Origin of the sequence: Streptomyces sp. NPDC006265 (assembly GCF_040613555.1) — a bacterium.
In the GTDB taxonomy this organism is placed as follows: Bacteria; Actinomycetota; Actinomycetes; order Streptomycetales; family Streptomycetaceae; genus Streptomyces.
The window spans coordinates 1-12,293 of the sequence record NZ_JBEXSH010000063.1 but is presented as its reverse complement, the minus strand read 5'-3'; the positions used below and the strand labels follow the sequence as shown (position 1 = coordinate 12,293).

At 70.6% G+C, this 12,293-nt stretch carries 9 protein-coding genes; 7 read left to right on the top strand and 2 right to left on the bottom strand.

What is annotated here, in order from left to right; all coding sequences use genetic code 11:
• Positions 1 to 149 precede the first annotated feature (149 nt).
• Both ABZ281_RS08425 and ABZ281_RS08420 read right to left on the bottom strand, forming a co-directional pair.
• Positions 150 to 2,192 carry a TIM-barrel domain-containing protein gene (locus tag ABZ281_RS08425; protein WP_356653378.1) on the bottom strand — a complete coding sequence of 681 codons (2,043 nt, stop codon included), beginning with the start codon at positions 2,190 to 2,192 and terminating at the stop codon, positions 150 to 152.
• Between the two features lie 133 nt (positions 2,193 to 2,325).
• Positions 2,326 to 3,339, bottom strand: a complete 1,014-nt coding sequence (locus tag ABZ281_RS08420) for a LacI family DNA-binding transcriptional regulator (RefSeq protein WP_356653376.1) — start codon at positions 3,337 to 3,339, stop codon at positions 2,326 to 2,328.
• 348 nt (positions 3,340 to 3,687) lie between these two features.
• Between ABZ281_RS08420 and ABZ281_RS08415 the strand changes: the two genes are divergently transcribed.
• The 7 genes from ABZ281_RS08415 to proS form a co-directional block, all read left to right on the top strand.
• Complete coding sequence (locus ABZ281_RS08415; RefSeq protein WP_356653374.1) at positions 3,688 to 5,664, top strand: acyl-CoA dehydrogenase family protein; 1,977 nt, start codon at positions 3,688 to 3,690, stop codon at positions 5,662 to 5,664.
• A gap of 96 nt (positions 5,665 to 5,760) precedes the next feature.
• Entirely contained in the window at positions 5,761 to 7,017 is a 1,257-nt protein-coding gene (gene dxr / locus ABZ281_RS08410; RefSeq protein WP_356653372.1) for a 1-deoxy-D-xylulose-5-phosphate reductoisomerase, read from the top strand.
• Positions 7,018 to 7,025: 8 nt separating this feature from the next.
• A complete protein-coding gene (locus ABZ281_RS08405; RefSeq protein WP_356653389.1) occupies positions 7,026 to 8,318 on the top strand; it encodes a site-2 protease family protein in 1,293 nt (430 codons plus the stop codon).
• A gap of 168 nt (positions 8,319 to 8,486) precedes the next feature.
• Positions 8,487 to 9,644 carry a flavodoxin-dependent (E)-4-hydroxy-3-methylbut-2-enyl-diphosphate synthase gene (gene ispG, locus ABZ281_RS08400; RefSeq protein WP_356653370.1) on the top strand — a complete coding sequence of 386 codons (1,158 nt, stop codon included), beginning with the start codon at positions 8,487 to 8,489 and terminating at the stop codon, positions 9,642 to 9,644.
• 169 nt (positions 9,645 to 9,813) lie between these two features.
• Complete coding sequence (locus tag ABZ281_RS08395) at positions 9,814 to 10,662, top strand: GNAT family N-acetyltransferase (protein ID WP_356653368.1); 849 nt, start codon at positions 9,814 to 9,816, stop codon at positions 10,660 to 10,662.
• A 117-nt stretch (positions 10,663 to 10,779) separates the two neighbouring features.
• Positions 10,780 to 11,310 (top strand): GNAT family N-acetyltransferase, encoded by a 531-nt coding sequence (locus tag ABZ281_RS08390; protein WP_356653366.1) that lies wholly within the window; start codon positions 10,780 to 10,782, stop codon positions 11,308 to 11,310.
• Between the two features lie 72 nt (positions 11,311 to 11,382).
• A partial coding sequence (gene proS / locus ABZ281_RS08385; RefSeq protein ID WP_356653364.1) for a proline--tRNA ligase occupies positions 11,383 to 12,293 on the top strand: 911 nt, incomplete at its 3' end.

Below are 12,293 nucleotides of genomic sequence, written 5' to 3'. Positions count from 1 at the left end.
CAGGCGACAGGCGACAGGCGACAGGCGACAGGCGACAGGCGACAGGCGACAGGCGACAGGCGACAGGCGACAGGCGACAGGCGACAGGCGACAGGCGACAGGGGATGGCCGGAAGACCTCCATCGATCCGGCCACCCCTTCCGACGCGGCTACTCCGCTACGGGCAGCCGCGCCCCGTCCCGCAGGAACAGCGGGATGCGGTCCAGCGGGGCGTCGACCGTCACGGCCCGGCCGCCCTCGTACGTCTCACCCGTCCACGCGTCCGTCCAGGACGCCCCCGCCGGCAGGTACGCCGTACGGGCGGTGGCGCCGGCCGTCAGCACCGGCGCGACCAGCAGGTCCGGGCCGAACAGGTAGGAGTCGTCGACCGACCAGGCCGCCGGGTCGTCCGGGAACTCGAGGAACAGCGGCCGCATCACCGGCAGGCCCTCCTCGTGGGCCGCCCGCATGACGTCCAGCACATACGGCTTCAGCCGCTCGCGCAGCCGCAGGTACCGCTCCAGGATCGCCCCGGCCTCCTCGCCGTACGACCACACCTCGTTCGGGCCGCCGGTCATCTCCGGGCCCAGCGGCATGCCCGGGTCGCGGAAGCCGTGCAGCCGCATCAGCGGGGACAGCGCGCCGAACTGGAACCAGCGGACCATCACCTCCCGGTAGTCCGGGTCGTCCGGGTCGCCGCCGTGGAAGCCCCCGATGTCGGTGTTCCACCACGGGATGCCCGACAGGGCCGTGTTGAGGCCGGCCGCGATCTGGCGGCGCAGGGTCGGGAAGTCCGTGCCGATGTCACCGGACCACAGGGCGGCGCCGTAGCGCTGACTGCCCGCCCACGCCGAGCGGTTGAGGGTGACGATCTCCTCCTCGCCGGTGGCGGCCAGGCCCTCGTAGAAGGTGCGGGCGTTCTCCGCCGGGTAGGCGTTGCCGACCTCCAGGCCGGGACCCGCCCAGTAGCGCAGGTTCTCCTGGAAGCCCGGCTTCAGCTCCGGCTCGCAGGCGTCCAGCCAGAACGCCGTGATGCCGTACGGGTCGAGGTAGTTCTCCTTCACCTTCGACCACACGAACTCCCGGGCGTCCGGGTTGGTGGCGTCGTAGAAGGCCACCTGGACCGTGGAGGCGACCTCCTTGTCGGGCCAGTCGGCGTGCGCCATCGGCCCGTACTGGGTGCCGATGAACCAGCCGCGCTGCTCCAGGACCGGGTGGTTCTCGCTCAGCGGCGACACCGACGGCCAGACGCTCACCACCAGCTTGATGCCGAGCTCCTCCAGCTCCCGCACCATCGCCGCCGGGTCCGGCCACTCCTTCGGGTCGAACTTCCAGTCGCCGAGGTGCGTCCAGTGGAAGAAGTCGCAGACGATCGCCGAGATGGGCAGACCGCGTCGCTTGTACTCCCGGGCCACCTCCATCAGCTCGTCCTGGGTGCGGTAGCGCAGCTTGCACTGCCAGAAGCCCGCCGCCCACTGAGGCAGCATCGGGCTGCGGCCGGTCACCGCGCTGTAGCGGCGCTGGCCGCCGGCCGGGTCGCCCGCCGTGATCCAGTAGTCGATCTGCCGGGCCGAGTCGGCGACCCACCGGGTGCCGTTGTGCGCCAGCTCCACGCGGCCGATCGCCGGGTTGTTCCACAGCAGGGTGTAACCGCGGCTGGAGGTCAGCACCGGGATGCCGACCTCGGCGTTGCGCTGGATCAGGTCCAGCACCAGGCCCTTCTGGTCGAGCCGCCCGTGCTGGTGCTGGCCGAGGCCGTACAGCTTCTCGTCGTCGTAGGCGGCGAAGCGCTGCTCCAGGCGGTGGTGGCCGTTGCCGACGGCCGTGTAGAGGCGGGAGCCGGGCCACCAGAAGTGGGCGCGGTCCTCGGCGAGGATCTCGGTGGAGTCCTCCGTGCGCAGGAAGCGGATCAGGCCCTCGGCGCTCACCTCGACGGTGAGCGCGCCGACGGCCAGCAGTCCCCGGCCGTCCTCGATCTTCACGGTGGCCGGCGTCGCGGGAGCCTCGTCGAGCAGGGCGCCCGGCAGCCCTTCGAGGACGGGGCCGCCGAGCCGGGCACGCACCCGGACCGCGTCCGGCCCCCACGGCTCGATCCGGACGGTCTCCTGGCGGCCGCTCCATTCCAGCGCACCGTCCCGCTCGCGGAACGTGCCGACGGTCGGGGAGGACTGCGCCAGGCTCACCTGGGGCTGGGTTTCAGCAGGCTGATTCACGAGGCGGGCTCCTGTGCTCCTGGAGGAGTGCAGACAGAGGTGTGCAGACAGGGGTGTGCTGAAAGCGGTGTGCGGACACGGGGGTGCCCTGAGAGGAGGGCGGTGTTCAAGACGGGCGGGGAGAGCGGTGTGGTTACGACCGGCTGGGCGCCGGCCCCGTGCTGCCCCGTACCGTCAGCTCGGGGGCGATCAGCACGACCTCGTCGCTGCCACGCCCCTCCAGCTTGGCGACCAGGTGGTCCACGGCATGCCGGCCCATCTCCTGCGCGGGGATGGCCACCGACGTGAGCCGCACCGAGGCCTGCATCGCGACCTGGTCGGGGCAGATCGCGACCACCGACACGTCCTCCGGCACGGCCCGGCCCTGCTGGCGCAGCAGCGCGAGCAGGGGCTCGACCGCCGACTCGTTCTGCACGATGAGCCCCGAGGTGTCCGGGCGCTCGTCGAGGATCCGGGCGAGCGTCACGGCCATCGCGTCGTACCCGCCCTCGCACGGCCGGTGCAGCAGCCGCACGCCCAGCTCCCGCGAACGGGTCCTGAGCCCGTCGAGGGTGCGTTCGGCGAAGCCGGTGTGCCGCTCGTAGACGGCCGGGGCCTCCCCGATGACGGCGATGTCCTGGTGCCCCTGCTTGGCCAGGTGCTCCACGCACAGCGCGCCCGTCGCCCGGAAGTCCAGATCGACGCAGGTCAGCCCCGAGGTGTCGGCGGGCAGCCCGATCAGCACGGACGGCTGGTCCGTCGCGCGCAGCAGCGGCAGCCGCTCGTCGTCGAGTTCGACGTCCATAAGGATCATCCCGTCGGCGAGCCCGCTGCCCGCCACGCGGCGCACCGCGTCGGGCCCCTCCTCACCGGTGAGCAGCAGCACGTCGTACCCGTGGGCGCGGGCGGAGGTCGCCACGGCGATGGCGATCTCCATCATCACGGGCACATACATGTCCGTGCGCAGCGGGATCATCAGCGCGATGATGTTCGACTTGCTGCTGGCCAGAGCGCGGGCCCCGGCGTTCGGGTGGTACCCGAGCTCACGGATGCTCTGCTCCACCCTGTGCCGGGTGTTCGCGGAGATGGACCGCTTGCCGCTGAGGACATAGCTCACCGTGCTCGCCGAGACTCCGGCGTGCTGGGCGACCTCGGCGAGGGTGACCATCCAGCTCTCCAAGCTCTTGTGAAGCGCTTCGACAGTGCGCGTTGCTGATACGGGTGGATGAGGGTGGTTCGACAGTAGCTCCAGCAGGAGTGGGTGTCCATAGGTTGTCGAAGCGCTTCGATACCGATTTCCCGGAGCCCTCTCAGGGCGGGACTCGTCACCCGGCACGCCGCCTCGATGCAACACCGTCGTCAGCGGTGCGACAAGTACCGGGCGTGCTGCGCCCCCATCGGCTGAACGGACGCGCGAGGACTGGTGGGAGCGTCCGGATTCGGGTACCAACGATCCAGTAGCACTGGTCGGTAACGAAACAGTCCTCCATCTTCTAGTTGCGGCGAGGTGCCCCTCATGTCCGCTTCCACCACCCCCTCTTCCCGTCCCGCCGTCACCGAGCGGGAGGCCCGTGAGGTGGCGGAGGCCGCCCGGGAACAGCACTGGCGCAAGCCCAGCTTCGCCAAGGAGCTGTTCCTCGGCCGCTTCCGGCTCGACCTCATCCACCCCCACCCCCTCCCGGACGACGAGCGGGCCCAGCGCGGCGAGGAGTTTCTCGCCAAGCTCCGCGACTTCGTCGAGACGAAGGTCGACGGGGGCCTCATCGAGCGCGAGGCCCGGATCCCCGACGAGGTGATCGACGGGCTGAAGGAGCTCGGCGCCTTCGGCATGAAGATCGACACCAAGTACGGCGGGCTCGGCCTCGGGCAGGTGTACTACAACAAGGCCCTCTCCCTGGCCGGCTCCGCCAGCCCCGCGATCGGCGTGCTGCTCTCCGCGCACCAGTCGATCGGCGTGCCCCAGCCCCTCAAACTGTTCGGCACCCAGGAGCAGCGCGAGCGCTTCCTGCCCCGCTGCGCCCGCACGGACATCAGTGCCTTCCTGCTCACCGAGCCCGACGTCGGCTCCGACCCGGCCCGCCTCGCCACCACCGCGATCCCGGACGATGGGGGCACCTCCCGCTCGAGCGGAGCCGAGAGTGGGGGAGACTACGTCCTCGACGGCGTGAAGCTGTGGACCACCAACGGCGTCGTCGCCGACCTGCTGGTCGTCATGGCCCGGGTCCCGAAGAGCGAGGGCCACCGCGGCGGCATCACGGCCTTCGTCGTGGAAACCAACTCGCCCGGCGTCACCGTGGAGAACCGCAACGCCTTCATGGGCCTGCGCGGCATCGAGAACGGCGTCACGCGCTTCCATCAGGTCCGCGTCCCCGCCGCCAACCGCGTCGGCGAGGAGGGCCAGGGCCTGAAGATCGCCCTGACCACCCTCAACACCGGGCGGCTCTCGCTGCCGGCTTCCTGTGTCGCGGCCGGCAAGTGGTGCCTGAAGATCGCCCGGGAGTGGTCGGCGGCCCGCGAGCAGTGGGGCAAGCCCGTCGCACACCACGAGGCGGTCGGCTCCAAGATCTCCTTCATCGCGGCCACCACCTTCGCCCTGGAGGCCGTGACGGACCTGGCCTCGCAGATGGCCGACGAGGACCGCAACGACATCCGCATCGAGGGCGCCCTCGCCAAGCTGTACGCCTCCGAGATGGCCTGGACGATGGCCGACGAACTCGTCCAGATCCGCGGCGGCCGCGGTTTCGAGACCGCCGACTCCCTCCGGGCCCGCGGCGAGCGCGGCGTCCCCGCCGAGCAGCTCCTGCGCGACCTGCGCATCAACCGCATCTTCGAGGGCTCGACGGAGATCATGCACCTCCTCATCGCCCGCGAGGCCGTCGACGCCCACCTCTCGGTCGCCGGCGACCTCATCGACCCCGAGAAGTCCCTCGGCGACAAGGCCAGGGCGGGCGCGAACGCGGGCGTCTTCTACGCCAAATGGCTGCCCAAACTGGTCGCCGGACCCGGCCAGCTCCCCGCCTCCTACGGCGAGTTCAAACACGGCGTGGACCTCTCCGGGCACCTGCGCTACGTCGAGCGCACCGCCCGCAAGCTCGCCCGTTCGACCTTCTACGCCATGTCCCGCTGGCAGGGCCGGATGGAGTCCAAGCAGGGCTTCCTCGGCCGGATCGTCGACATCGGCGCCGAGCTGTTCGCCATGAGCGCGTCCTGCGTCCGGGCCGAACTCCTGCGCAGCCAGGGCGACCACGGCCGCGAGGCCTACCAGCTCGCCGACGTCTTCTGCCGCCAGGCCAGGATCCGCGTCGAGGAGCTCTTCACCCGACTGTGGACCAACACCGACGACCTCGACCGCAAGGTCGTCAAGGGCGTCCTGTCCGGCACCTACGAGTGGCTGGAGCAGGGCATCGTCGACCCGTCGGGCGAGGGCCCCTGGATCGCGGACGCGACACCGGGACCGTCGCAGAAGGAGAACGTCCACCGGCCGATCAGGTAGACCCGGCCCTCATGGGGGCGTGCACCGCTATGGCACGCGCCCCCATGAGGGGGATGCGCTGTCCTCACACACCGGCCTTACGGCAACAATGGAGGGATGAGCGACAGTCCAGCCCCCCTCGCCGATCCCCACCTCGTCTACGACCCGGTAGCGGGAGACGGACCGAAGCACGTGGTGATCCTCGGCTCCACCGGCTCCATCGGCACCCAGGCCATCGACCTCGTGCTGCGCAACCCCGACCGGTTCCGGGTCACCGGCCTCTCGGCCAACGGCGGCCGGGTCGCCCTCCTCGCCGAGCAGGCGTACCGGCTGCGGGTGCGGACGGTCGCGGTGGCCCGCGAGGACGTCGTACCGGCGCTGCGCGAGGCGCTCACCGCGCAGTACGGCACGAGCGAGCCGCTCCCCGAGCTCCTCACCGGACCGGACGCGGCCACCCTGCTGGCGGCCTCCGACTGCCACACCGTCCTGAACGGCATCACCGGCTCCATCGGACTCGCCCCGACCCTGGCCGCCCTGGAGGCGGGCCGCACCCTGGCGCTCGCCAACAAGGAGTCGCTCATCGTCGGCGGCCCGCTGGTCAAGGCCCTCGCCAAACCCGGGCAGATCATCCCGGTCGACTCCGAGCACGCCGCCCTCTTCCAGGCCCTGGCCGCCGGCACCCGCGCCGATGTCCGCAAGCTGGTCGTCACCGCCTCCGGCGGCCCCTTCCGCGGCCGTACGAAGGCCGAGCTCGCCGGCGTCACCGTCGAGGACGCCCTCGCGCACCCGACCTGGGCCATGGGCCCGGTCATCACGATCAACTCCGCGACCCTCGTCAACAAGGGCCTGGAGGTCATCGAGGCACACCTCCTCTACGACATTCCCTTCGACCGCATTGAGGTCGTCGTGCATCCCCAGTCGTATGTCCACTCGATGGTTGAGTTCACGGATGGATCGACACTGGCCCAGGCGACCCCGCCCGACATGGGCGGGCCCATCGCCATCGGTCTCGGCTGGCCCGAGCGCGTCCCCGACGCGGCCCCCACCTTCGACTGGAGCAAGGCCTCGACCTGGGAGTTCTTCCCGCTCGACAACGAGGCCTTCCCCTCGGTGAACCTCGCCCGGCATGTGGGCGAGCTCGCGGGCACCGCCCCGGCGGTGTTCAATGCGGCCAACGAGGAGTGCGTGGAGGCGTTCCGCCAGGGCGTACTGCCCTTCAACGGGATCATGGACACCGTCACCCGGGTCGTCGAGGAGCACGGCACCCCGCGTACGGGAACCTCGCTCACGGTGTCGGACGTCCTCGAAGCGGAGACCTGGGCGCGGACCCGGGCCCGGCAATTGGCGGCACAGACGGCGGAGGCCCGTGCATGACGACCCTGATGTTCATCCTCGGCATAGTCCTCTTCGCGGTCGGCCTGCTCGCCTCGATCGCGTGGCACGAGCTGGGGCACCTGTCCACCGCCAAGCTCTTCGGCATCCGCGTGCCGCAGTACATGGTCGGCTTCGGGCCCACGATCTTCTCGCGCAACAAGGGCGAGACGGAGTACGGCATCAAGGCCATCCCGTTCGGCGGCTACATCCGCATGATCGGCATGTTCCCGCCCGGCCCCGACGGCCGGATGGAGGCCCGCTCCACCTCCCCGTGGCGCGGCATGATCGAGGACGCCCGCACCGCCGCCTACGAGGAGCTCAAGCCGGGCGACGAGAACCGCATGTTCTACACGCGCGCCCCGTGGAAGCGCGTGATCGTGATGTTCGCGGGCCCCTTCATGAACCTGGTCCTCGCGGTGGCACTGTTCCTCACCGTCCTGATGGGCTTCGGGATCACCCAGCAGACCACCACGGTCAGCTCGGTCTCCCAGTGCGTCATCGCGCAGAACGAGAACCGCGACAAGTGCCAGAAGGGCGATCCGGCCGCACCCGCCGCCGCGGCGGGCCTCAAGGCGGGCGACAAGATCGTCTCCTTCAACGGGGTGAAGACCGACGACTGGAACAAGCTGTCGGACCTGATCCGCGCCACCCCCGGCAAGGACGTGCCGATCGTCGTCGAGCGGGACGGCCAGGCCGTCACCCTGCACGCGAAGATCGCCACCAACCAGGTCGCCAAGAAGGACTCCGGCGGCCGGATCGTCGAGGGCCAGTACGTCCAGGCCGGTTTCCTCGGCTTCAGCGCCGCCACCGGCGTGGTCAAGCAGGACTTCGGCGACTCCGTGACCTGGATGGGCGACCGGATCGGCGAGGCCGTCGACTCCCTGGCCGACCTCCCCGGCAAGGTCCCGGCGCTGTGGAACGCGGCCTTCGACGGCGCCGAGCGCCAGGCCGACTCCCCGATGGGCGTGGTCGGCGCGGCCCGCGTCGGCGGCGAGATCTTCACGCTGGACATCCCGCCCACCCAGCAGCTGGCCATGGCCGTCATGCTGGTCGCCGGCTTCAACCTCTCCCTGTTCCTGTTCAACATGCTCCCGCTGCTGCCGCTCGACGGCGGCCACATCGCGGGAGCCGTGTGGGAGTCGCTGCGCCGCAACACGGCCAAGGTGCTGCGCCGACCCGACCCGGGCCCCTTCGACGTGGCGAAGCTCATGCCGGTCGCCTACGTCGTCGCCGGGATCTTCATCTGCTTCACGATCCTGGTCCTGATCGCGGACGTGGTTAACCCGGTGAGAATCTCCTAGTCATACGGCGTTCGCGGCGGCCCGGCATGCTCTTCGCCGGGCCGCCTCCCCTTGGGTGGCGCGGTGGGTGGGATGTGCCCGCGCCGAGGCATGTGCCGTAATCTCGAAGCTCGGAGCCCGCTGCTCACGGGACCGGACCTTGATCCACGACTTGGGGTTGCACAGCAGATGACTGCGATTTCTCTCGGCATGCCGTCCGTTCCGACCAAGCTCGCCGAGCGCCGGAAGAGCCGCCAGATCCAGGTCGGATCCGTGGCCGTCGGCGGAGACGCCCCTGTCTCGGTGCAGTCGATGACCACGACGCGCACCTCCGACATCGGCGCGACGCTCCAGCAGATCGCCGAACTCACCGCCTCCGGCTGCCAGATCGTCCGCGTCGCCTGCCCGACGCAGGACGACGCCGACGCCCTCGCGACCATCGCCCGCAAGTCGCAGATCCCGGTCATCGCCGACATCCACTTCCAGCCGAAGTACGTGTTCGCGGCGATCGAGGCCGGCTGCGCGGCGGTCCGCGTCAACCCGGGCAACATCAAGCAGTTCGACGACAAGGTCAAGGAGATCGCCAAGGCGGCCCGGGACCACGGCACCCCGATCCGCATCGGCGTCAACGCCGGCTCCCTCGACCGGCGCCTCCTCCAGAAGTACGGCAAAGCGACCCCCGAGGCCCTCGTGGAGTCGGCCCTGTGGGAGGCGTCCCTCTTCGAGGAGCACGACTTCCGGGACATCAAGATCTCCGTCAAGCACAACGACCCGGTCGTCATGATCGAGTCCTACAAGCAGCTCGCCGCCCAGTGCGACTACCCGCTGCACCTCGGCGTCACCGAGGCGGGCCCCGCCTTCCAGGGCACGATCAAGTCGGCGGTCGCCTTCGGCGCGCTCCTCTCCCAGGGCATCGGCGACACGATCCGCGTCTCGCTCTCGGCGCCCCCCGCCGAGGAGGTCAAGGTCGGCATCCAGATCCTGGAGTCCCTGAACCTCAAGGAGCGCGGCCTCGAGATCGTCTCCTGCCCCTCCTGCGGCCGCGCCCAGGTCGACGTCTACAAGCTGGCCGAAGAGGTCACGGCCGGCCTCACCGGCATGGACGTCCCGCTCCGCGTCGCCGTCATGGGCTGCGTGGTGAACGGCCCCGGCGAGGCCCGCGAGGCCGACCTCGGCGTCGCCTCCGGCAACGGCAAGGGCCAGATCTTCGTCAAGGGCGAGGTCATCAAGACCGTCCCCGAGTCCAAGATCGTCGAGACCCTCATCGAAGAGGCCATGAAGCTGGCCGAGCAGATGGAGAAGGACGGCGTGACCTCCGGCGAGCCCTCGGTGGCGGTCGCGGGCTGAAGGCCGGCCTTTCCGCGCCCCGTAAGGGGCGCCGGGGAACTGCGCGCCCAGCCACACAAGCCCCGCAGCCGCCCACAGAGCAGCCCTCCCGAGCTCCAAGGCGCCCCGCCCAGGCAGCGCAGCTATAGTGCGGGGACCAAGCCCCCCCCAGTGTGTGAGGCCCCCGCACGTGTTGACCCAGACGACCTCACGGGTCCTCGAACCGAGCGACCTGGACGCCGCGCTCGCCGTCCTCGACCGCGAGCCGGTCGCGAACGCCTTCGTGACGTCGCGCGTGCAGATCGCCGGACTCGACCCGTTGCGGCTGGGCGGTGAGATGTGGGGCTGGTACGAGGACGGCATACTCACGTCCCTCTGCTACGCCGGAGCCAACCTGGTCCCGATCTGCGCCGGCCCGCGCGCCGTCCGCGCCTTCGCCGACCGTGCCCGCCGGGCCGGCCGTCGCTGCTCCTCGATCGTCGGCCCCTCCGGCGCCATCTCCGACCTGTGGCGGCTGCTGGAACCCCACTGGGGCCCGGCCCGCGAGGTCCGCCGCCACCAGCCGCTCATGGTCGCCGACCGCCTCCCGGCCGACGTCACCCCGGACCCCTACGTCCGCCGCGTCCGCAAGGACGAAATGGAAACGATCATGCCGGCGTGCGTGGCGATGTTCACCGAGGAGGTCGGCGTCTCCCCGCTGGCCGGCGACGGCGGCCTGCTCTACCAGGCCCGCGTCGCCGAACTCGTCGGCTCCGGTCGCTCCTTCGCCCGTTTCGACGCGGACGGCAAGGTCGCCTTCAAAGCCGAGATCGGCGCCGCGACGGACCGCGCCTGCCAGATACAGGGGGTGTGGGTGGCCCCCGAGTACCGCGGCACCGGCCTGGCGGCCCCCGGCATGGCGGCCGTGCTGCGCTACGCCCTCGCCGACGTGGCCCCGGTCGTGAGCCTGTACGTCAACGACTTCAACACCGCGGCCAGGAGGACCTATCAGCGCGTGGGCTTCCAGGAGGTCGGCGCCTTCATGAGCGTGCTGTTCTGAAGCGCCCCCCAGGGGCGCGGGGCTGTAGGCGATGTGCGGCTCCGCCGCGTGGGCGCGCTCAGCCGAAGGCAACCGGCACCCGGCTGACAACCGAACCCCCCCCTGTAGGCTCCCCGCATGGACCTGGCGATCGGCCCACTCGACCTCTCCGCCCACGTAGACGAGGCGCTGGCCATCCAAGCCGTGGCCTTCGGACTAGGCCCGGACGAGGTAGCCGTCCGCCGCCAGATCGTCCTGCGCCACATGACCTACCCGGGGGCGAGGGCTCTCGGCGCCACAGCCGACGGCACCCTCGTCGGGTTCGTCTACGGCATGCCCAACGACCGCACCCACTGGTGGTCCACCGTCGTCGAGCCCTACCTCCGCGCCCTGCGCAACGACCACTGGCTCGACGACTCCTTCGTGATCACCGAGCTGCACGTCCACCCCGCGTACCAGAACCGCGGCCTCGGACGCTCCCTGATCACCACGATCACCGACGACGCCGCCGAACCCCGCTCGATCCTCTCCGCGATCGACGCCGACAGCCCCGCCCGCGCCCTCTACCGCTCCCTCGGCTACCAGGACCTGGCCCGCCAGGTCCTCTTCCCCAGCGCGCCGAAGCCCTACGCCGTCATGGGCGCCCCTCTGCCGCTGCGCCGCGGATAACCGATTTCCACCGCCGCGCACCCCCCGGATAACCTCCTGCCATCACCTACACGCAGCAGGAGCAGAGGAACCATGGCGAACGCATCGGTCCAGCGCATGTCCCAGTTGTTGGCGAAGACGTTGCGCGACGACCCGGCCGACGCCGAGGTCCTCAGCCACAAGCTCCTCGTCCGCGCCGGCTACGTACGGCGTACCGCCGCCGGCATCTGGAGCTGGCTGCCCCTCGGCAAGAAGGTACTGGCCAACGTCGAGCGGATCGTCCGTGAGGAGATGGACGCCGTCGGCGCCCAGGAGGTCCTGCTCCCCGCCATCCTGCCGCGCGAGCCCTACGAGGCCACCGGCCGCTGGGAGGAGTACGGCCCCGAGCTGTTCCGCCTGCAGGACCGCCGGGGCGGCGACTACCTCCTCGGCCCCACCCACGAGGAGATCTTCACCCTGCTGGTGAAGGACCAGGCGTCCTCCTACAAGGACCTGCCGGTCATCCTCTACCAGATCCAGAACAAGTACCGCGACGAGGCCCGCCCCCGCGCCGGCATCCTGCGCGGCCGTGAGTTCCTGATGAAGGACTCCTACTCCTTCGACACCGAGGACGAGGGCCTCGCCCGGTCCTACGCCCTGCACCGCGAGGCCTACCAGAAGATCTTCGCGCGCCTCGGCCTCGACTACCGCATCTGCGCCGCGACGGCCGGCGCCATGGGCGGCTCCAAGTCCGAGGAGTTCCTCGCCCCGGCCGAGGCCGGCGAGGACACCTTCGCCGACTGCCCGAACTGCGACTTCGCAGCCAACACCGAGGCGATCACGTACGAGTTGGCGTCCGTCGACGCCTCGGACGTGCCGGCCGCCGAGGACATCCCGACCCCCGACACCCCCACCATCGAGACCCTCGCCGCCTCCCTCGGCGTCCCGGCCTCGGCCACGCTGAAGAACCTCCTCGTGAAGCTCGACGGCGAGAACGTCGCCGTCGGCGTCCCCCGGGACCGCGA